We start from the raw sequence: 21,590 nt of genomic DNA on the forward strand, positions 1-21,590 counted from the left end.
GAGATGTTTTAGAATATGAAAAAAGTCATCTTAGCTGGTGCATTAGGATTTGCAGCATTAACGGGAAGTAATATACCAGGAGTAGATTCACTAACAGCAAGTGCAGCTGTACAAGAGTTCAACACTACAGTTGAGGGGAAAGTAATAGAAGCACAGTCAAAGTATTTTATCATTGAAAGTAAAGAATTAAATGAAAGTGTAACTATTTATACTGATTTTCAAGCAAATGCAAAACTAGGTGAATATGTAAAAGTAAATAGTAATGGTCCATTACTTCAAAACGCATTTACTACAAGCTTAACGGCTAATTCTGTTGAGCATTTTGAATTAGCTCCTGGAAACTATGAGAAATATACAGTAGGGCATGTAAGTGAAGTTTCTTCTAATGAGTTATTAGTTACATATATAGATAATAACGGAAATCCAGAGGATCTTCGTGTGCCTCTAAAAAATACTCATAACTTTAAAGTTAATGACTTAGTGAAAGTAGAAAGTGATTTTTGGACGAGATCCATACCACCTATAGCTGTAAATGCAAAAGTAGAAAAAGTTAAAACGCAAATTAATGATTATAGTACTAGTACTAAGTCTTTAGAAAAAGAAGGTACAACATTGAAACCAGGAATGTATGAAAAAGAAGATGGTCAACCTAATTTTGTAATCGGAGAAATTACAAAAATAGACAAAGATTATACCGATTATGTAGCTGTCAAGTACCCTTCTAAAAATGGGAAAAATGATGTTGTTTATGTGGATTTAACACAAGGTCAACAATTTAATATAGGTGATATGGTTCGAGTAGATTTTCATGATGGATCTAATTTCCATGGAATGGATAAAACAACGTATGACCATATCCAGAAAATTAACGATAAAATTAAACAGAATACAAATAAAGAGCAATGGGTTTGGTCTTGATTTTAATAAAATAAAATTATCTATCTATAATGTATATACCAATTCAAAAAGTCTTGTAATATGTTACAAGGCTTTTTTGAATTAGTTACTTTAAAACATTATCTTCTGTTTCATTTTTATTAGCTGCTTGCAAAAATGTCATATTTCTGTCGTGGACACTCATTCATATAAGTAACTATAATTGCTCCATCAATTGGGTATATGTTACATTTATATAATTTCTCAGAGATACATGTTTATATAATGATTGTCCTGTTTATATTCTTTTGACTGGAAAGTCTATACATACACTTAATTTCGTGGAATTTTTTTATAGAGATATAAAAACTTTTTTTGTTGATAATATTTAATGCATCTAATCAGTATAAGCCTTTCTGTAATCTATTAATTTTGGAATCATGATGTTAGCATTGTCAAATCCATTTGAAAGCATGCTAGAGTACTAGACATATTTGTGGCTTTTTATAAGAAAAAGGATGCAGAGAAATATGGTGATTTATCATTTTCCGACAGAAGATTCCTTTCGTTTCATACGGTTAGAAACATTTTTATAATTCCTGTTCTATAATTGTTGAATATTAACAGGTGTAATTTGAGGTTGCTTTATTTTGAAAGAAATCTTTTGAAATGGTCATAATAGAAATAATAATTAGAAACAAATTTAATAAAAAATGATGAAAGACTTAAGAAGGTGAATATATTGAGTAAACATTCACATGTGCAATTTTATGTATTGATATTGGCTCTAATAGTTTATTTAAGCTTTTGCTTTATATTTTTATTTGTTTTTCCGAATCAGTATTTTGTATCAGATTTTAATATACGACTCTCATCTTTAGTTGTTGAAACTATTGTACTTATTTCATTACTCTATTCTATAGTATCCAGAAAAGTTAAGTTAGGGGTATTTTGGGCTTGTATTACTATTGCAATAGGGTGTTTCTTGATAGGGAATTTTATATCTGCTTTTCAAGTACTTAATATAGAATTACCAATACAAAATTTTAATATCTCTGATGTATTTTTGTTGTTTTTCTTATTCTTCTTTCTCTTTGCGTTCTTTTATAAAATCATGATGGAATGTAACAAATGGGAGAAAGCGTATTTGATTTGTGATTTATGTATTGTTGTTACTGCTATTTTCACCTTAGAGTGGTACCTATTTAATAAACCTTCTGCAAATATTTTATTCTTATCAATTGGAGATGTTTTTCTTTCATTTATTTTCCCGATTATAGATCTATTGCTTCTATTACTAGGAGTTAGCCTTATTTTTCGACCAGCAATTTTTAATGCGAAAAGTAAATTATTTATTTTCATCTTAGTATTAACTGGATTGTCTATTACGGACTATTTATATTTCTATTTACAAGATGATTTATCACATCGTTCACTCATATTATTAAGGTGTTTGTATAGAGTTTTTTTATTATTTATTGCGATTGCCGCTACTATCCCAAGGAGTGCATCTTCTAGAAGAAATTATTTTATTATTAATCCGACATTTGGAAAGAAACTTCTTGTCATATTTCCTTATCTTGCAGTTGCAATCTTAATTGGTTTTACTTTAAAAGAGCAAACTTCTTCAGCTACACTGATTACGGGCAATTGTATTGCCTTTGTATTTGTACTGATTCGTCATACAATTGTACGAATGCAAAACAAAGATTTAACCGAAACATTAAAAGTGTTTAATAATCAATTAGAGCAGAAAGTATCTCAAAGAACAGCGGATTTAATAAAAAAATCTAATGATTTGGTGAAAAATCAAGAGAGGTTTAAGTCCTTATATGAGTACCATCCAGATCCTATTTTAACGATTGATTCAAATGGTACCGTTTTAAATATAAACCAGTCTGGAAGTATATTATTAGGGAAAGACAGTGCTGCATTAATAGGGAAAGAGTGCTTCTCTATTTTTTTAGATGAAGATAAATCTGAATTGGAATTGGCTATAAAGAAAGGGAAACGATGTAGTTCATCTTCGTTACAGTTACGTGTGAAAAATAACAATGAGAAGGATATACTTTTTTGGTATGTCACTATAGTTCCGATTATGATAGAAGGACAAGCCTTTGGGAGCTATGTAATGGTAAAAGACATAACGAGGATGAAACAACAACAGGAAGAGATAAATTATCTTGCATTCCATGATACGGTGACGGAGATTGGAAATCGTATATTCTTTCAACAAGAATTAGATAGATCTATTAAGCGTGCACAAAAAACAAAGGATAAGTTTGCCCTCTTGTATATAGATTTAAACCGTTTTAAGACTATTAATGATACACTGGGTCATTCGATTGGTGACAGGGTTTTAAAAGAAGTTGCTAAACGTTTTAGGATATGTCTGTCACCGCCTATTCCTCTAGCAAGAATAGGTGGAGATGAGTTTGCAATCATTGTCCATAACCAAACAGAGCAACAGCTATTGGATTTGTGTAACCTTCTATTTCGTATAACCGAAGAACCATTTGTAGTAAATCATCATAGTTTTTACTTATCTCTTAGTATAGGAATAGCAGTGTATCCGTTTGGAGGAATAAATACTACTACACTTTTACAACACGCTGATATCGCTATGTATAGTGCAAAGGAAAAAGGTAACAATGCTGTTTGTATGTATGACGAGACATTATCTCAAAAAGTAACTCGTCGATTACGATTAGAACAGGATTTACCAAATGCAATTGAAAATAATGAATTGTTTTTATTGTATCAACCACAAATTGATAGTAAGGCAGGTAAGGTTATTGGTGCAGAGGCTTTAATACGTTGGCAACATCCAGAGCTTGGGCTAATTTCACCTTTTGAGTTTATACCTATCGCGGAAGAATCGTCGCAGATTATTTCAATTGGGAAATGGACATTACAGGAAGCGTGTCGACAACTGAAAGAATGGCATTCTGCGGGCTTTTCAAATCTAAAGATGGGGATAAATTTATCAGCTATAGAGTTTGAACAGAAAGATTTTGTTCAAATAATTATATCTACCATAGGAGAAATAGGAGTACCTGCTAATTCGATTGATTTGGAATTAACAGAGCGAATAGCAATGGTAGATGAAAAAGAAACCTTAGCGAAGTTAAAAGCATTAAAATCATATGGTGTACATTTATCAATAGACGATTTTGGTACAGGTTATTCTTCATTAGCGTATCTGCCTCTTTATCCAATTGATACTTTGAAAATTCCAAGAGAATTTGTTAATAGGATTGGAATTTCTACTGACGGAGATGAAATTATACAAACCATTATTTCACTTGCTCACACTTTAAACATGAAAGTGATAGCAGAAGGGGTAGAAACGAAGGAACAATTAACAGTGTTACAACGTAATGCATGTTATCTAATTCAAGGTTATTACTACAGTAAGCCTGTAAATGAAGATGAATTTATTAATTTTTTAAATACGACACAAAATAAATAAGTCCAAAAAAATATATGAATTAAAGTGAGAAGACGTTCTACTCATATGGAGTAGAACGTTTTTCTTATGTTTACTTTCAGAAGGTATGCAGTTAGGCTTCTGTTTTTGAGAGTAAATTTAGTATCCATATTCTCATTATTAGATTTGTTGTGAACTACACGCCACTTAGGAAAGTTTGAAGTGGGGGCTTCTCGGTTAGTCTTTACTTTTGATAGCTAACAAATTCTTCCTAAGACAACCGAGCTAACTCCCTAGTTCCAAGGGTTATTTTATTGCTATCTAAGCTAACGCTAATAGGCGTAGTACTTCATTTTTGATATTGATAAAATGTATTTTAGGAATAGATTCATTAGAGAAGAGCATTAAATAAAAGGGAATGAGTAATTAAATATATAAAGTATTTAATTACTCATTCTTATGATTTTAAATTTAAATTATAAATCTTTCTTTGCATATATTTTTAGAGATATTATCATTGATATAAAACCAATAATAATTGAGATGAAACAAGGCATCCATGTTAGGACAGTTGGTGAGAATGGAAAAATACTTTTGAAATCAATATTGCTTGATTGAAGTCCCCTTATAAGAGTAGGAGCAACAAAAGGTATTAAAAAAGCAGTTAAAAGTGATATGATTTTTGTTTTGTCATAACCAAATTTAAACTGAACAGGAAGTAGTACACCAAATAAAATACTTAGAGTTAAAAACGTTATGCCAAGAGCACTAGCGCTAAGGCTTTCTATACCCGATGGGGCGATAACTGAAATGATTATACGGATAATAGCTGCACAAATAAAAATTACAAAAAGAAAAAGGTACTTCGCTTTTACAAATGCGCTTCGGGTGTATGGGGTAGCACAAAGTAAAGCGGCTCCCTTGTACTGATCCTCAAATTTGGATATCGTACTAAACAAAATATGCTCCATCAAAATCACTGTTAAAAGAAAGCCAGTAAGACCGCCATCGTTTAACTGTATTTGTGTAGAAATATAAATAGGAGCGATAGCTGCAAAAACGAGTAAAATTAAGAAATATTTTTTGACTAGCATAAAGTCTTTCATTACTAGGTTAATTAACATGGCTATTACCCCCAATATATGAAAGCATAATATTCTCAATAGTGGGTCTTTCTATTAATACATCAGGCATGAGTCGACGTACATCATCTTTTTTATTAGTAATCCCTTCAAATCCATAGTGAGTTTGATGTAAATTTAAAAAAAGAGGTCTTGTTTGTTCATTAATTAAACGGTTGTCGCCCTTTACCAATGCATGTGTGTCTATTAAAACATCTTTTTCATCATTAACTAAAACTTTTCCATTATCAATTAAAATAATCATATCAGCAATTTTATCTAAATCTGATGTAATATGAGTGGAAAAAAATACGCTTTTCCCCGGCTCTTTCATGAAATCAAGGAGAATATCCATTAATTCACTTCGTACTAATGGATCTAAGCCACTTGTTGGTTCATCCATTAGTAATAGATCTGCATGATGGGATAGGGCTAATGCAACTGCAAATTTCATTCGCATTCCTTTGGATAGGGTAGAGATTTTTTGTTCTAGATTTAAGTTAAATTTTTTAATGTAATTTTGGAAAACTGGTTCATCCCATTCAGTGTAGGATGGAGCAATAATATTTTTCATTTCCTTTACTGTTAATTCATCATAAAAATAGCCCTCATCTAGCACGATACCAATTTTGTTTTTAGACTTTCTTTCATGCTTATCCATATCTTTTCCTAGAAAATTTATTTTCCCAGAATCTTTTAAAATGAGACCCAAAATCGCTTTAATTGTAGTGGTCTTTCCAGAACCATTTGTACCGATAAATCCTGTTATACAGTCTGTGTTAAGTGAAAAGGTAACATCTTTTAACGAAAAATTCCCGTAAGATTTATTTAAATTATTTACTTCTAACACAACATTCATTTTTCATTCTCCTCCTCTAAAATTAAATCTAAAATTGAATGGAGATCATCTGCATGAATACCTATACTACGAGCCATTTGACAAACTTCAGTAAGTTTAACTTCTACCATCCGGCGTTTGGACTCCATTAACAACTCTAAATTTGTAGGAGCTACATAGGTCCCTTTTCCAACCTTTGTTATTATAAAGCCTTCTGTTTCTAATTCTGCATAAACTCTTTTTGTAGTAAGTACACTTACATGTAAGTCGTTAGCAAGTGAGCGGATTGATGGTAATTGTTCACCCTCTTTTAATTCATTGTTAAATATAGATTCTTTAATTTGCTCCTTTATCTGTTGATATAAAGGCATACTTGATACATTACTTAATACTATTTTCATTAAACAACCTCTCTATCGATAGGTGTTATGGTACGACATACACAACATACACACCATACACAGTTAATATTATAAATTATAAAAAATAGATTAACAATATATAATGCGATTAAATTGTTTGAAAGTTAACTTGAATAAATTATTCATAAATAAAATTTTTGTTATCAGTTAATAAAGATATTTGCTATTTTAAATAAATCAAAAAGAAAGTTTTGTAAATATATGTAACGAGATGTTAAATAAACACACAAAAAATGTTTAAAATTTTTTGTGTGTTTTTAGAAAACATGGGGAGTTATACTTTAGTCGCACCACACAATACAGAAAAGGAGGTAGGTCAAATGGAAACACCAGTAGTACAACCAAGGGATTGGACTTGTTGGAGTTGCTTAGTATGTACGGCATGTTCTGTGGAGTTATTAAATCTAGTTACTGCGGCAACTGGAGCTAGTACTGCAAGTTAAAACTTTAAAATGTGAGAGTGTTTATGGTGAAATTAAATTAGGACTTATTCTATAAACAAACAGTGATGTTAAGAATAAGTCCTATAAATTTATCAAAAATGAGTATGGGATTTTCGTCCGTTTTTCTGTAAGAGATTAAACAGACGAAACAATATCTTTGTTAATTTTTGGGTGTTTTTTTGTAAAGATTGATAAAAAATATTTCTTAATTTTTATATTTAAAACTTGTGTATACGTGTTACAATGAAGTCCTCCGATTTATTTTATTCTTCTATTTAGAATTTATGGTTTAGTTATCCCTTACAACAAAATCGACCGTAGTGAATGATTCATGAATAGAGTGATGCATTTCGAAGGGTTCAAAGGCTGTTAAACATAATCATGTAAAGAATAAATTTACGTAGTTAAGTTTTAGAGAATTTATAATGGTAAGGATTTCATCCGATTGGAATAGCACTAAAGTGAACTACTCGCCGCTTAGCAAAGCTTGAAGTGGGAGCTTCTCAGTTCCACGACGAAAGTAACCTTTCGTCTCCCTGAGCGTTACTTCGGGGTGTTCCACCCCTAGTCCAACGCATGGATGCTCTTTTGGTACGGTTGATATTTTACGCAGGAACCGAATGGCTTGGTTTTCGCACTCTATTTTCTTCCTGCAACCTTCTATATCAAGTTATCAAAGAACTTCATATAGCAAGTTTATCAAAAGTTTTTGGCTATGCCAAACCGAAATTCATCTCCCCCCTATCATTGGGCTACGCCCTTCACACGCTTGAGGAAGGAGAATTCTTTCGGGGAATACGTTAAATTTTTTATCCAATTAAGGTCAAATAATATCTGTTAAATGAAGGTTATGTTTCATCTATTTTATTGGGAACAATTCGTAGCTTTAGAATTGCTGAAAATGAAAAGATAACATATTCGAAAGGAGGATAGATAAAACGCTGACTGTGAAATATAAATCGCAAAATAAGAAAGTACAGATAATAGGATGTGATTATGGTTTCATTTCGAAAGGTACCATAAATGAATGTGGAAAAAATAAAGGAGAAAAATTTAAATAAACTATATCAGTAGTAAAAATGAAAGGGAGAAGCATCTAGTGTTTAATATAAAAGAAAGATTGGAACAAATGAAGCTTAAAACGAAGTTGTCTATGGCATTTATTGCAATATTAATTATACCAAGTCTTATTGTAGGAGTATCGTCTTATGATAAAGCAAAAACAGATCTTAATGAAACAATTCTACAAACTGCGAAAGATAATGTGAGTATTTTAAATAAGATAGTTGATGATGAATTAGAAAATAAACATGTAGATGTAACTCATTTTGCAAAGATACTTACACAAGGTGATTATAACGCTGACCAATTGCAAAATGTGCAAGGTAAATTTGATCAATATATACAGTTACATCCAGAGATAGAGACAATTTATACTACATCCAGTAATAATCAATTTATTCATGCACCCGTTGGAAAAATACCTGAAGGATTTAACCCGTTAGAAAGTAGTTGGTATAAGGATGCAGTAAAAGCTAATGGAGAGATTATTGTTTCGTCTCCCTATAAATCAAAAGCTACAGGAAATATGGTAATAGCAATTGCAAAGCAAAATGCTGATAAAAGTGGTGTCATTGGTGTGGACTTGAATATTGATGATATCGTAAAAACTTCTAAAATGATCAAAATAGGAAAACAAGGCTTTGTATCTATAGTAAGTCAAGATAAGACTATAGTTGTTCATCCTACACTTAAGCCAGGTGAGAAATTAGAGAAATCATTAGCAGATGAATTATACAAGAAAGAAGATGGAGTAATTACTTATAGCCTTAATGGTGAGGATCGAAACATAAGCTTTAAAACAAACAAAAAAACAGGTTGGAAAATAGCTGGTGTAATGCCTATTAAAGAAATTGAAGAAGCTACCAATCCTATTTTTTATAAAACGCTCACTATAATAGGGGCTTCATTATTGTTAGGTGGAATTGTAATTTTCTTCATTCTTAAATCTATTATAAATCCATTAAGACAATTAGTTATTTCAGCTCAAAGAATTAGTCATGGAGATTTAACTGAGAAAATAAATATTCGTTCAAAGGATGAACTTGGTCAATTAGGTGGTAGTTTCAATACAATGGCAGAGTCGTTACGTAATATTATTTCTCAAATTAACACATCTGCAGGACATGTGGCTGCTTCGTCTGAGGAACTAACTGCTAGCGTAGAGCAAGCAAGTGTTGCGACAGAACAAATTACAAAAGAAATGGAAGAAATATCGAATAGTGCAGAAGTTCAAAATAATGAAGTGGCGTCTGGAGCGGAATTAATTGGTGAGGTAACGCGTAACATTCAATGCGTAGCTGATAATGCTTCTGAAGTATCGGTCTCATCCTTATACACAAAACAAAAAGCCAATGAGGGTGAACAATTAGTAGAACAAACTGTAACGCAAATGCAGTCTATACATCATTCTGTTTCTCAATCCGATAATGTAATAAAATTATTAGATAAGAAATCGCAGCAAATTGGAAGTATATTAGAAGCAATTCAAACTATTGCAGCACAAACAAATTTATTAGCATTGAATGCAGCGATTGAAGCGGCTAGAGCAGGAGAACAGGGGCGTGGCTTTGCAATTGTTGCCGACGAGGTCAGGAAGTTAGCGGAGCAATCATCCGAATCTTCAATGGAAATTGGAAGTTTAATTAATGAAATACAAGCAGATGTACATGAGACTGTAAAAGCTATGAATGAAGTAGGAGTTGAAGTGCAGTCGGGAATTCAGGTTGCAAATGATACAAAACAAAGTTTTTATGAAATTTCAAAATCTGCAAATGATATCGTGTCAAAAGTACATGGTATGGTAGAATTATCAAATAAAATGTCAAGTGATGCAATGAAAGTCGATACATCAATTAATCAAATATCTATGGCTGTGAAGGAGAATTCTTCAAGTATGCAAACGATAGCCGGCTCATCTGAGGAGCAACATGCTTCTATGGAAGAGATAAATTCTTCAGCAGTACAATTAGCACAGATGGCCGAAGAACTTCAAGAATTAATTGGTGGATTTAAGATATAAGTTCAGATCCTAAGATAGAATCCTAGATAGTGTGTTTAAGGATAAAAGTTAAAAATCTTATAACGATAAAAGGAGCAATTTAATTTGCTCCTTTTTTACTTGAATTCTACATGGAATTTAGTATCAATGATTCCAAAAGCAACTTTACATGGGAACGGATTTCTCCCTGTTGAAGCAGCGCACATACATGAAAGTACCCAATATTCCAATTCTAAAGGTGAGCGGAATGCTTGGATACTACCATCATTGTTTTTTACTGTTACGATCGGTGTATTTACCCTAGTTGTAGCGAAACCATCTGTTGTTATCATCGCTACTGCATCATTATTATGAAAACCAGCGCTTAAAACCTCGTAAGTTATTCCATCTTTCTCATTGATAATCATAGGTATATTTAAATAGGGGTAGTTATTTATATCATTATGAGTAATTGTTCTCGCTGTATTCTTTCTTATCTGATTCCCTTGCATTTTATATTCTCCTTTATACTACTCCAAAGATAATCACCTAAATCTATTTTACGTCTATTATATTTGAAAATTGTATTGTCATCTTATTATAGAAAGCATCAGTACATATGATAGAGCTATGTAATGGATTTATATCGATAACGGTCATATAGTTGGTGAGTAAATAACCATCTTCATAATATGTAATTAATATCTCTTCTTCAGATAGCAACGAACATAATAACATGTTTTCAATCAGTTCTTTCTCTTCAGAGGTTAAAATGGGACGTGCTACTTTATTTTTCTCTTTGACCATTTCACGTATTCCGACGAATTGTTCTGGCATTGCTGCAAATGGCGTCCATTTTACCATTCCTCTTCCTTTTGGCATATTAGCGTTGCTCATGCTTTGTGTCCCCCTAACAATGTGTTTCTGTATCTTGCTGTTGCATTATTTGTATAGGAAATTCCTCTTAATATGCTATTTTTTCCAAACTTTGTGCGTATTTCATCCATTACTTTCATTAGCTTTATTTCTTTTTCTCGTTGTATGATGTTATCAAAAAGGGAAATTTGTTCTTCTCCTTCACCAATTGAATGTACTCCTTTTTGATTTAATTTTGTTTCTATTTTATGCGAAATCCCCCAAAACTTACTAAGCGGCCGTATGCTCCATAATTTTGTAGGTATATCTTCGTATGTCCAATAAGCGACTCCGTCTTTATTTTTCTTGGCTTCAATATCTAAAGCTACCTTACTCATCAATAGGTTAGGTGCAATCCCGATTGTGCATTCAATTCGTGTGTGTTCATATATTTCACGTTTAAACTGTAATGCAAATTCATTTGGATTTCGGGCAAATAGATGGATGCTATCGGTAATATCCATAAAAAATTCATCGATGCTGTATTGATGAAAGTCTTCAATAGGAACATACTGTAGAGCTAACTTCGTTATGTAATTGGAGCACTTAATATAGGTTCCCATAATTGGATTCACAATAAGGATATCTTTTTCCCGAGGAATCTCGTATAGCCTTGCCAACTTCTTTACTCCCATTGCTTTTAAAGGTGGAGTTGCGGCTAAAACAATGGACCCATTCCTATTCACATCACCGACTACAGCTAATTTTGTATGAAGTGGGTCTAATCCCATTTTGATGCAACTAACCGAAGCATAAAAGCTACGAAGATCAACACATAAAATGATTCTATTCGGTAAAATTGAATAGTCATACACTATAACTCCTCCTAATAGCAAAAAGAACATTTGTTCTAATTATACACGAACTTATGTTTTTTAATGAAGTGGTTTTTGAAAAAATATTTCATTATATGTAGTAGAAATAAGTAGAACGACAGAGAGAAGTAACAGCTTAATGTTATTGAAATTGCTAGGATGTAAACTGTATTATTTAGTTTGGGTAGTACAGGAAGAAAATGATGGGAGTATGTAAGGTATATTATCTTTTCAAAAAGTTACAGTAATTTATCGTAAAAGAGGTTGCGATTACGAGTTTATGTGAAAATATAATTTCAAATAGATTTTAGGAGGATATTTCATAAATGGAGCAGGTTATACAAGAGTTTTTTTCTCCAAGTAAAAACTATAAGGTTCAAATTATTAAAAGAAAAGATGGGCTATATACAACAGAAGCTTATAGATGGATGGAGGATTGTGGATATGAATTTTGGAGTTATATATCACAAGGATTGACTTTGATAGATAGTGAGGAGCATGCGCGAAAGATTGCTATGGAACAACTAAAGGAATGTTCAAGAGATGAGTTTTAATAATACGCTATTTTATTTGTAAAATTATAAGGGAATATGATGTTTTATGAAAATATAACAGTAAATTTTATTTAATCTTATTTATTTTATAGGAATTATAAGTTATACTAAAAGTAGGTGCAAAAACGCACTATTTGAAAAAGAGTGCAAGGCAAAAAGGAATCCGCAAAGGATTCTTTTTTTTTTAGAAAATGATAAATTTGATAAAAAAGAAACAGAATAATAAGGTATTTGTTGATAAAGACTCTCTTTTGTTACAAAAATTTACATATTTGGTATGATGTATATAAGTACTATGTATTAAGGGAGGAATGGGAATGAAGAGGTTCATAACTCATGCAAATGGTGATAAGATCTTTAAAAAGTTAGTTCTAATGGTGTTGCCAATGGTTCTAATGATAATAACCCCATCGAATGGTGCATTGGCAGCCGACCAATCAAATACCGGTTCACTAAAAGGTGTGAGTCTATTTAATGGAAGCTGGACTGTTGCTATACAAGCTGCAAATTTACAATATGTGTCTGCTGAGCCATCGGGCAATGTAGTAGCAAATCGTAATGCAGTTAATGAATGGGAGAAATTTGAATTAATTCCGACTGGGGAATTATATACGTTTGCTTTAAAAGTGAAAAGTAATGGAAAGTACGTTTCGTTTGAGCCAAATGGTAGAGTAGTAGCAGATCGTACATCAATTGGGGCATGGGAAAAATTTATTTTATATAATGGTGGAGACAATAGGATATATGTATTACAAGCGCTAAGCAATGGTAGATTCATATCAGCAAATGGCGGTAGAGAATTAACAGCTAATAGTTATGTAGCTGGAAGCTGGGAAAGATTTGTTATTGTGTATTTCTAAATTTTGAAGTGTTTTATATATAAATAATAATGTATGATTTAGTATAAATGTATGCTAAATAAAGAGTTAAGTACTTAATACAAGTGTATATTAAGGTGCAAAAAGGACTGCAAGTAATTGTCAGTCCTTTTTGTATGTTAAATAAGTAATTACTGAGGATGTAATCAGAAGAAAAAGAACCCTATTGGGTTCTTTTTCAAGGCATATTAACAGTAAGGAGAATCATGAAATGCTACTTCAAATCTTTATTAGGGGAAAGATTTTGAAAAAGCTTAACATATATCTATTTTTACATAAATGTAATATATAGTAAATTGATAATCTTTATACTTACTATTACTAATATTCAATTAAGATAGTTAACACTATGTTTATAGTGTTAACTGATGTTTAGCGTAGTATACATTTAGAAATCTAGTATTAGCTTACAATTGTCAAAAAAGCTAATAGATTTATCATTTCAAATTCTCACTAACATTTAAACGATTTTAATTGAAATGGGGTGTATTAACTCTTATAAGCTAATGAAAGTAAATAAAATAAACAAAGACCCTGTAACAAAATACAGGGTCGGATACAAGGTTAAGGGAACGCATAGTTTCTTAAAAACATAATAGCATATATTTTTTGTATAGCTATATGAGGATTTTGACAAAATTAAGAACAAAACAGAAGATCTTTGGGAAAGCAAATATAGTGGTGGAAATATGATTTGGAAATGAACAATTTACATGTTAATATAGACGGAAAATCTTGAGCACCATGATCAAATTGTCTTTAAATAAGAGGTTTAGGTTAGTGAAATAGTTGAATCTTCCTGAAAAAGAAAAATGTTTTTAAATTAAAAGAAGAAAAGACACCTTTTGAGTGTCTTTTCTTTTGGGGTACAGCTCACATATTGCTGAATTAGATATGAAACCATAATTCAACTGTGAAATAAACAACTTAAGAAATTTTAGCATAATCTGGATTGAAAAAAATATGTAATAGTGCATTTTTAGTCTTCAATTACTATATCGGATATAGAACAGCAATATAAATAAAAAGGGCATGCAGTTGTATCTGCCGCCCCTTTAGGAGGAATTCAAGACACCAATAGGACACGTATTGGTAAAAAGGCTCAAAAATAGTATATGTAAAAAGAAAAAGTCCTATTCCAAAAGTAGGCTGAGCTGTACCTTTTTTACTTATTCAAAAATCAAATAACGTTCTTTTCAAAAGCAGTACAGCAAACATATGGTTTGGAATGGAATCAGAAAAAGTGTACATGAAAATGGCAGACAACAATTTTGTCGCCTGCCAGTGCCAATGGACTGAATGAGTTAGTCAATTACTATAAATTTACTACCCCATTACCAGAAGAGTGAAGCCACTAGTTCAAACGGCTTAAACCTAGTTTGCCTAAGAAAGAAAAAATTATGAGTGGAAATTTTGTTTGCTCTATATGAAAAGATAATGGGATATTCATCAGACAAGGATAATACAGCATACCTTGAATAGGGTGTAGGAATGAATTAAGGAAAAGAATGTGATTAAGGAAGGGACTGAATCAGGAGTGGGAATTTCGGACAGGATTTGGGGAGCCGTGGTTGCCTTGGGCATTGCGACTAATATCGTTGCTTGTATAATGGCAGTATACATTCAAAAATATGAGCTAATGATAAACTACCTTACAAATATTTTATTTTTAATAATTATAGCGATAACGTATATTAAGATGAAAATTAACAAGTGGGTGACGTTAGGATTTACGTTAGTTGTAATGGAGAAAGGTATTAAGGCAGGTTATGACTTCTACACACATGATTACTATGGTGTCAGTTGGAGTTTAGCTATCATTGTCTATTGCATATACGAGATGAAAAATTATTATGTTGAAACAAATAAATAGCCGGATAAAATAAGGGTTAGTAGGTGGAATTCTTGTTAAAGTATGCAATTTTTTTTAACAATGATATTCCGGTCCTGTTTTGTTACTTCAACAGCAAAAAAAAGACGCCATAAGGCGCCCCCAAATTGGGTAAACGAGGTTTTAGTTTTCCAATCTAAAGAAATTATGTATCAGCTCACTATGAGAGTATATCATAATATCCAATCAAGAAAATATGTATTATTACATATATGAGTTTAACAAAAGTAAGATGGGAGTAAATCAAATTTAAAGTTTTGACTAGAACGATTTTTTTGTCCAGATAAAGGACTAGGTTCGGATGGAATTTGCGAAATTAATTATATATGTATTTAAGATGATATATATCTACATATATTTTTCAATTTTTAGATAAATATAATGTTATGACTTCTTAAGAGTCAATTTAGTACCTTGTTTATCTATAGAAATCCTATAAATAAACTAATTTCAAAGTGAATGTAATATATTTGATATTAAATGTCTTACATAAGGATATATAATTTCACATTTTTTATTTTAAAGAATGAAGCGATAAGGCTTCAAACCGCAAGGGATGCGGGGATAGCCTAATCAATTAGAGTAAGCTTTTGAACGATTTTTCAACTGTAATAATTGATCCATTTAGATATCCTAATACTCAGTAAGAATAGAATAATTAAAGCGTTACAAAACACCCATCCAATTTTATTAATGATAAAGGATGGGTGTGTTCAGTATATAGCATATTAGGGGAAACTTCCCAACAAAAATCTATATTAAAGACTGTCTAGGGTTTTTGTATGCTAAATCATTTTCTATAACTAAGAACTAATTATATATAGACTAATTCCTCAGACAAACAGTTAACAAATGACAGAATAGAAGAAAAATTAGAAAAAATAACCATGTAATGGTAGAATATGGTTGATTAACCTTTAGCTGATTAATCAATAAATCTAGTATTAAAGGGGGAATTAATTTGGGTAATAGGAATAAAAGAATGAAAATTTATTTTGAAAGGTTAATAGCTGTAAGTGTTTGTTTTTTGTTATTTTTTCTGGGGAGCAATTATTCAAAAGCCGAAACTGTTGCACCTATAACATTAAATCCTAAAGATGTAGAAGCATTCACCAATAAAGTAATTCCAGAGAAAATGAAAAAAGAAAACGCAGCGGGTGTAGCTCTTGTCGTTGTAAAGGATAATCAAATTCTATTTCAAAAGGGATTCGGATTTTCCGATAAAGAAAAGAATACTCCCATCGATCCTAAAAAAACAGTTTTTCGATTAGCGTCAATATCAAAAGTTTTTACTGCTAGTGCTGTCATGCAGTTAGTAGAACAAGGAAAAATTGATTTAAATAAAGATATAGTAAATTATATGGGGGGATTAAAGTACCAAAATAACATGGGTGAACCAGTTACAATGGAGCATTTACTTACCCATACAACAGGGTTTGATTACGTAGATCCTAGACCCGAGGACATCCATTATCAAGAAAATGATTATACAATGCTTAAAGATTATGTAGAAGATAATATGCCCACTGTAGTGAGAAAGCCCGGAGATACATATACATATGATAATTTTGCCTCTATGCTTCAAGGGTATATTGTTCAAAATCTGACAAACACACCTTTTTACAAATATATGGCCAAAAATATTTTTTACCCTCTAGAAATGCATAATAGTAGTTTTGTTATGACTAATTTTATTAAAGAAAAGCTTGCAACAGGATATGATGCTAAAGGTAATGTTATCCCATTTTATCAAACTAGACCAACAGATATGCCACAAGGGAGTATGTTTTCTACAGGGAGTGATGTAGCCAATTTCATGATTGCTCAATTGAATGATGGTAAATTTAAAAATAACCAAATACTACAAAAAGAAACTGTAGAAGATATGCAAAAAACAAAATTTGCTTTACATCCCAAATACCCTAATATGACATACGGATTTGAGTTCTTTTCACCGCAAAGTCATAATGGACAATATGTGTTTGGTAAAGGTGGAAATATACCAGGTTTTTCATCTTTAATGTGGTTAATTCCAGAACATAAAATTGGAGTTTTTGTTGTTACAAATAAAGATAGTTCAGCACTACCTGTTGAAGTATTTGATGATTTTATGAATCAATATTTCCCAGATAAGACAAAGCCTGAATATTTAAAACCTAATGAAGAAGAATTAAAGAAATTTGAAGGGGTTTACCGTGATTTGAGATTAAAAAACCTAATGTCACATGTAAACATAAGTGAAGGAAAGTTATATGTAAGTGATAAAGCATATGGTAAACAGGAGCTAAAACAAATAGACCCTTTACTATTTGAGGATGAAAAAGGGAATTATATGGCGTTTAAACTTCACAAAGATGGTACCGTGAAAGAAATGATACATTGGAACTCGGGCAGTTCAGCAATGAAGTTAAGTGAGCCTGAGAGATTTAAAGACGTAGATGAAAATCATCCATATGCTAAGTTTATAAATCCTTTACATCAATACGAGGTATTACAAGCAAATAAGGAGGGGAATTTTACTCCAGAATCTTCTCTTACACGAGCAGAATTTGCATATTGGTTATCTCAAATTGCCTACTTTACGCCACCTTCAAAAAAAGAACCTGTGTTTTCTGATGTGAAAAACCATCCGTATGCACCACATATTCAAAAGTTATATGAAATTGGTATTTTATATGAAAAAGAAGGAGAACAATTCCATCCAGACCGTGCAATTACTAGACAAGAAGCAGCATGGATTACCTGGCAGTATTTAAAAATGTTAGGAGCGCCATCTGCAGATGCAACACTAAAGGGAGAAACTGATGATTGGGCAATAGAATCCGTGAAAAACATTGTAGGTCATCGTTTAGTAGGGCCTGAAGTTATATATAATGAAGATGGATCAGCAGATTATCTATCAAAACAAAGTATGAAACGACAAGAGGCAGCAGCATTGTTATTTTACGTTTTGTTATCTAGTTAATTTGTTTTGAAGTGAATTTCACAAAAAGAAAAAATCTAAAGAGTTTGAAATAATATATAGAAAAAGAATAGTCTTCGGCCAATGATTTATCGTAACAAACAGGGAGGGATGAGTTATAACCATACTCCAAATCTTAAGTAGAGCTGTTATTAGAAGAATTTCTTAAGTGTTTTGTAATGTAAGGAGCTCCTTTCAGGGGAGCTTTTTTATTTTATTGTTAATAATTTCATGTACCGTAATTATTAATAATAAAATAAAAATCTACAACAAGGGGATTCAATTCAAGTTGGGTAAAACTAGTTCACAGTAATACATTAGTTACTGGTTTTCTTTTTTTTGAAGGAGATTTTTGTATTTTGGCTAGTGTGACATTGCTATCAAGTTAAGATTATACAAAGTCAATTTAAGGCGGAATTGTTTCCTTTTTCTAAAGGGAGAGTATATTGCTTTATCTATTGTAAATAATTATCACATTTTTAATAGTTTCGCTGCAAACTGTGCACGAATCGGCTGGGAAAAGTGGATTCCTGCATGGTTATTAGAAAGTGTAGCATCCGAAATTCAAGCAAAAATCCAAAGATCTGATGCAAGAAAAGAAAAACAGAACAAACAATAAAAATACACACCTTACATATGGAGAGCATTGTCAAAAGACGGTGCTCTTTTTGTTTGGCCAAAAAGGGGAAAATACACAATGAAAAAACCAATTAAACTATTTAGTTTATTATTTATGACGCTATTGCTCTTATTTTCGTTCGCTACGGCTTCTTTTGCCGATAGAGTACTAATTATCCAAGACTTACCGAAACAAGCATATCGCTACGGTGTAGGCGCTTATGAGGGCGTTGTCGCACATAGTACTGCAACACCAGAAGCACCAGCAATTAACATTCGAAATTATGAAGCTAGAACATGGAGAAATGCATTTGTACATTATGCTGTAGATTGGAACGAAACAGTCCAAATTGCTGATACAAAATATGTTGCTTATGGTGCTGGACCAGCTGCAAATAAAAGATTTGTTCACGCAGAACTTTCTGAAACTAGCAACCCAGATAAATTTAAATCTTCTTACGAGCGTTATGTAAAACTATTAGCTAAGATTTTAAAAGATAGAGGGATTCATCCAAGCAAAGGTTTATGGACACATAAAGATATTACTTACAAATTAGGTGGAACTGACCACGAAGATCCGATTGATTACCTTCGCAGTCACGGTGTATCAGAATCACAATTCAGAGCGGACGTACAAAAGGCGTATGAAGGCGCAACAGTTACAGTTAAACCAAAACCACAAGAACCATCTCAAAACGTTGTAGGCGAAACAGGAGTAGCTTATATTGAAGGATTTAACGTAAACCTAAGAAGTGGACCATCAACAAATTATGGTGTTATCCGTCAATTAAATAAAGGAGAAGCATATCAAGTATGGGGAAAACAAGGTGATTGGTTAAATCTTGGCGGGAACCAATGGATTTATAACAACCCATCTTACATTAAATATCAAGGGGAACAAACTACTACTTCAAGTTCTGTAGTAGGAAAACGCGTTGTTTCTAAAGTAGACAACCTTCGCTTCTATGATACTGCTTCCTGGGATAATAAAGATGTAGCCGGAACTGTAGATGAGGGACTAGGATTTACAATTGATGCTAAAGTATCCGTTAACGGTTCACCACAATACAAGGTACACAACAGCAAAGGCACAACATACTATGTAACTGCAAATGAAGCCTATGTGTATGTGAAGTAGAAAAAAGGGTATGCCCAAACTTGGGTATACCCTTTTTTTGTTTATTCGTTTTATTCAAGATGAAATTGCAAATACTTCAGAAGCATTAGAAATTTTAGGTTGTTTACGCCAAAACCTAAATTACATGGTTCAAACAGAAAAAGTGAAACCTATTAAGGAATTGCCGCGAGATTGATTGTATTTCAAAGAAGATATTTTAAAAAGTAAAGCGCAAATAAAAAAGTAACCCTAGATCGAAGGGTTACTTTTTTATAGATTTTTGTTAGGGCGGACTAACAAAAATAAAGAAACGAATTATCAGCATTATGGATAGTTAAAGTTGTACGCTGAAGTTGGGATGCAAACTTTAGCGTTTCCTACTCAAATACACCCTGTATTTCAAGGGTTGTTGATACTCTAAATTTGTTAGGTCGGCATGACGCTTTTTCCCTAACAAATTCTAAATATGGAAACCCGTCCACGAAAATCACAACAATATCTAAAACAGTAATGTGTTCATCATGGATATGCGGAACACAAAATATCCGTTTTCTGGACCCTTTTTCAATAATTTTTAGTACATACTAAAAGGAATCTTATTTTCAAAACAGAATAGTTATATTTTAAAATTACTTTTGTATTTTTTAGAGGAGGTGAATTAATGTTAAAATTTATTTGGGCAATTGCATTCGCTCTAATTATATTCTTTTTAGTACGCGGTACGTTTATACCATATATAGCTTCTAATGAAAATATTGTAGCTTTGTTTGTAATTTTTACAGTAGTTATTATTAATTCATGGATCATTGACTTAATAAATCGTTTATATAAAAAGAAAACCGAACTAGATAAATAGTCTAGTTCGGTTTTCTTTTTTATTTTGTATATTTCATAACTTTTGTATCAGTGTATACTTTCTTACCGTTTTTAATTGTATCCGTTACTGTTTTTACATAATGGTTAACGGCATCGATATCTCTGTATGCTTCAGTATGATAATACGTAACAGAAGGTTGATTAAAATACATTAATCCGCTTGCAACTACTTGTGCTGTAGCCTGTACTGGTTTCCAAGGAATATAAACAGATAATCCATTTACTAACATAAGTCCTACATTATAACTATCTTTATTAATTCTATTGCTTGAATCTTTACTACTAGCGTGTTTCCAGTTGAAACTACCATCAGCGATAATTACTCCTTGTACATTACTTGTACGAGTTTCAGTGCCTGAAACCTCTCTATTAATAACGTTTTCATTTTCATCAAATTTTACTGTTTCGCTGTATAACACCTCAAAGTCTGCACTTGAAGTATCCAAAGGTGATGTTACACCTGCAAATTTTGCTGGTGAATTAACAGATTCAGGTGCTGTAGGCGAATCTGCATATGCATTACCTGCACCCCATCCAGTACTAGCCAACATTCCACCAACTAGTAACATTGGGATTGTTTTTTTCTTTAATAATTTTTTATAACCCATAATAACATCTCCATTCTTTTGAAAATTTATGCTAATTTACCGGTATTTACTAGCACAATTCCGATGATAGACTATAAAATTCAAAAAATAAACAATATTCAGATTAAAACTTTCACAAAACAATTCGACAAACCTTCTTAAAACCATGTCATTACTGGATTAAGAATGATTTTTATATAAATAATC

Annotated in this window: 18 protein-coding genes and 1 pseudogene; 12 read left to right on the plus strand and 7 right to left on the minus strand. The window is 31.8% G+C overall.

The window, feature by feature from the left end:
* The first annotated feature begins 15 nt into the window (after positions 1-15).
* Together AC2CGR_RS23730 and AC2CGR_RS23735 are read left to right on the plus strand one after the other, a co-directional pair.
* Positions 16-918: a hypothetical protein gene (locus tag AC2CGR_RS23730; RefSeq protein WP_484481276.1), complete on the plus strand. Its 903-nt coding sequence runs from the start codon at positions 16-18 to the stop codon at positions 916-918.
* Between the two features lie 700 nt (positions 919-1,618).
* Positions 1,619-4,348 carry a putative bifunctional diguanylate cyclase/phosphodiesterase gene (locus AC2CGR_RS23735; RefSeq protein WP_484481277.1) on the plus strand — a complete coding sequence of 910 codons (2,730 nt, stop codon included), beginning with the start codon at positions 1,619-1,621 and terminating at the stop codon, positions 4,346-4,348.
* Between the two features lie 434 nt (positions 4,349-4,782).
* Here the strand turns inward: AC2CGR_RS23735 and AC2CGR_RS23740 are convergent, their stop codons facing one another.
* Genes AC2CGR_RS23740 through AC2CGR_RS23750 form a run of 3 tightly spaced genes read right to left on the minus strand, consistent with a single transcriptional unit; the run spans position 4,783 to position 6,666 of the window.
* The gene (locus AC2CGR_RS23740; RefSeq protein WP_071715174.1) at positions 4,783-5,430 is read right to left on the minus strand and encodes an ABC-2 transporter permease; all 648 of its coding nucleotides are present in this window, start codon (positions 5,428-5,430) and stop codon (positions 4,783-4,785) included.
* Positions 5,420-6,286, minus strand: coding sequence for an ABC transporter ATP-binding protein (locus tag AC2CGR_RS23745; RefSeq protein WP_484481278.1), 867 nt, complete (start codon positions 6,284-6,286; stop codon positions 5,420-5,422). The genes AC2CGR_RS23740 and AC2CGR_RS23745 overlap by 11 nt, the downstream gene beginning before the upstream one ends.
* Positions 6,283-6,666 carry a GntR family transcriptional regulator gene (locus AC2CGR_RS23750; RefSeq protein WP_000706801.1) on the minus strand — a complete coding sequence of 128 codons (384 nt, stop codon included), beginning with the start codon at positions 6,664-6,666 and terminating at the stop codon, positions 6,283-6,285. Before AC2CGR_RS23750 ends, AC2CGR_RS23745 begins: the two co-directional genes overlap by 4 nt.
* A 341-nt stretch (positions 6,667-7,007) precedes the next feature.
* Between AC2CGR_RS23750 and tucA the strand changes: the two genes are divergently transcribed.
* On the plus strand, positions 7,008-7,130 hold the full coding sequence (gene tucA, locus AC2CGR_RS23755; RefSeq protein WP_484481279.1) for a subclass IId bacteriocin thuricin17: 123 nt from the start codon (positions 7,008-7,010) through the stop codon (positions 7,128-7,130).
* A gap of 1,099 nt (positions 7,131-8,229) precedes the next feature.
* Complete coding sequence (locus AC2CGR_RS23760; RefSeq protein ID WP_147776823.1) at positions 8,230-10,212, plus strand: methyl-accepting chemotaxis protein; 1,983 nt, start codon at positions 8,230-8,232, stop codon at positions 10,210-10,212.
* A 95-nt stretch (positions 10,213-10,307) separates the two neighbouring features.
* Here the strand turns inward: AC2CGR_RS23760 and AC2CGR_RS23765 are convergent, their stop codons facing one another.
* The 3 genes from AC2CGR_RS23765 to AC2CGR_RS23775 are packed head-to-tail and all read right to left on the minus strand — an operon-like array spanning position 10,308 to position 11,900.
* Entirely contained in the window at positions 10,308-10,682 is a 375-nt protein-coding gene (locus tag AC2CGR_RS23765) for a hypothetical protein (RefSeq protein ID WP_484481280.1), read from the minus strand.
* 43 nt (positions 10,683-10,725) lie between these two features.
* Positions 10,726-11,067 (minus strand): YolD-like family protein, encoded by a 342-nt coding sequence (locus AC2CGR_RS23770; protein ID WP_071715169.1) that lies wholly within the window; start codon positions 11,065-11,067, stop codon positions 10,726-10,728.
* The gene (locus AC2CGR_RS23775; protein WP_483818993.1) at positions 11,064-11,900 is read right to left on the minus strand and encodes a Y-family DNA polymerase; all 837 of its coding nucleotides are present in this window, start codon (positions 11,898-11,900) and stop codon (positions 11,064-11,066) included. Before AC2CGR_RS23775 ends, AC2CGR_RS23770 begins: the two co-directional genes overlap by 4 nt.
* Positions 11,901-12,226: 326 nt before the next feature.
* Between AC2CGR_RS23775 and AC2CGR_RS23780 the strand changes: the two genes are divergently transcribed.
* From AC2CGR_RS23780 to AC2CGR_RS23815, 8 genes and pseudogenes are all read left to right on the plus strand, one after another.
* Positions 12,227-12,454, plus strand: a complete 228-nt coding sequence (locus tag AC2CGR_RS23780; RefSeq protein ID WP_000438639.1) for a hypothetical protein — start codon at positions 12,227-12,229, stop codon at positions 12,452-12,454.
* A 317-nt stretch (positions 12,455-12,771) separates the two neighbouring features.
* On the plus strand, positions 12,772-13,314 hold the full coding sequence (locus AC2CGR_RS23785; RefSeq protein ID WP_484481281.1) for a fascin domain-containing protein: 543 nt from the start codon (positions 12,772-12,774) through the stop codon (positions 13,312-13,314).
* Positions 13,315-14,869: 1,555 nt separating this feature from the next.
* The gene (locus tag AC2CGR_RS23790; RefSeq protein ID WP_484481282.1) at positions 14,870-15,205 is read left to right on the plus strand and encodes a hypothetical protein; all 336 of its coding nucleotides are present in this window, start codon (positions 14,870-14,872) and stop codon (positions 15,203-15,205) included.
* 1,000 nt (positions 15,206-16,205) lie between these two features.
* Positions 16,206-18,188, plus strand: a complete 1,983-nt coding sequence (locus AC2CGR_RS23795) for a serine hydrolase domain-containing protein (RefSeq protein ID WP_061131121.1) — start codon at positions 16,206-16,208, stop codon at positions 18,186-18,188.
* A 463-nt stretch (positions 18,189-18,651) separates the two neighbouring features.
* Positions 18,652-18,804: pseudogene (locus AC2CGR_RS23800) on the plus strand (phage holin family protein); the annotation flags it as partial.
* 78 nt (positions 18,805-18,882) lie between these two features.
* A complete protein-coding gene (locus tag AC2CGR_RS23805; protein WP_484481283.1) occupies positions 18,883-19,941 on the plus strand; it encodes an N-acetylmuramoyl-L-alanine amidase in 1,059 nt (352 codons plus the stop codon).
* Between the two features lie 37 nt (positions 19,942-19,978).
* Positions 19,979-20,116, plus strand: coding sequence for a hypothetical protein (locus AC2CGR_RS23810; RefSeq protein ID WP_484481296.1), 138 nt, complete (start codon positions 19,979-19,981; stop codon positions 20,114-20,116).
* 465 nt (positions 20,117-20,581) lie between these two features.
* Entirely contained in the window at positions 20,582-20,776 is a 195-nt protein-coding gene (locus AC2CGR_RS23815; RefSeq protein ID WP_041810129.1) for a hypothetical protein, read from the plus strand.
* A 19-nt stretch (positions 20,777-20,795) separates the two neighbouring features.
* Here AC2CGR_RS23815 and AC2CGR_RS23820 read toward each other — a convergent pair whose 3' ends face one another.
* The gene (locus AC2CGR_RS23820) at positions 20,796-21,404 is read right to left on the minus strand and encodes a hypothetical protein (RefSeq protein ID WP_429795115.1); all 609 of its coding nucleotides are present in this window, start codon (positions 21,402-21,404) and stop codon (positions 20,796-20,798) included.
* Between the last annotated feature and the right edge of the window lie 186 nt (positions 21,405-21,590).

Source organism: Bacillus sp. LSHTCR4, from assembly GCF_057197025.1.

Excerpts from the sequence above, each read along its gene's own strand:
- AC2CGR_RS23820 (WP_429795115.1), bottom strand. The coding sequence starts at position 21,404 with ATGGGTTATAAAAAATTATTAAAGAAAAAAACAATCCCAATGTTACTA.
- AC2CGR_RS23815 (WP_041810129.1), top strand. The coding sequence starts at position 20,582 with ATGTTAAAATTTATTTGGGCAATTGCATTCGCTCTAATTATATTCTTT.
- AC2CGR_RS23805 (WP_484481283.1), top strand. The coding sequence starts at position 18,883 with ATGAAAAAACCAATTAAACTATTTAGTTTATTATTTATGACGCTATTG.
- tucA (WP_484481279.1), top strand. The coding sequence starts at position 7,008 with ATGGAAACACCAGTAGTACAACCAAGGGATTGGACTTGTTGGAGTTGC.
- AC2CGR_RS23785 (WP_484481281.1), top strand. The coding sequence starts at position 12,772 with ATGAAGAGGTTCATAACTCATGCAAATGGTGATAAGATCTTTAAAAAG.
- AC2CGR_RS23750 (WP_000706801.1), bottom strand. The coding sequence starts at position 6,666 with ATGAAAATAGTATTAAGTAATGTATCAAGTATGCCTTTATATCAACAG.
- AC2CGR_RS23740 (WP_071715174.1), bottom strand. The coding sequence starts at position 5,430 with ATGTTAATTAACCTAGTAATGAAAGACTTTATGCTAGTCAAAAAATAT.
- AC2CGR_RS23780 (WP_000438639.1), top strand. The coding sequence starts at position 12,227 with ATGGAGCAGGTTATACAAGAGTTTTTTTCTCCAAGTAAAAACTATAAG.
- AC2CGR_RS23745 (WP_484481278.1), bottom strand. The coding sequence starts at position 6,286 with ATGAATGTTGTGTTAGAAGTAAATAATTTAAATAAATCTTACGGGAAT.
- AC2CGR_RS23765 (WP_484481280.1), bottom strand. The coding sequence starts at position 10,682 with ATGCAAGGGAATCAGATAAGAAAGAATACAGCGAGAACAATTACTCAT.
- AC2CGR_RS23770 (WP_071715169.1), bottom strand. The coding sequence starts at position 11,067 with ATGAGCAACGCTAATATGCCAAAAGGAAGAGGAATGGTAAAATGGACG.
- AC2CGR_RS23795 (WP_061131121.1), top strand. The coding sequence starts at position 16,206 with ATGAAAATTTATTTTGAAAGGTTAATAGCTGTAAGTGTTTGTTTTTTG.
- AC2CGR_RS23730 (WP_484481276.1), top strand. The coding sequence starts at position 16 with ATGAAAAAAGTCATCTTAGCTGGTGCATTAGGATTTGCAGCATTAACG.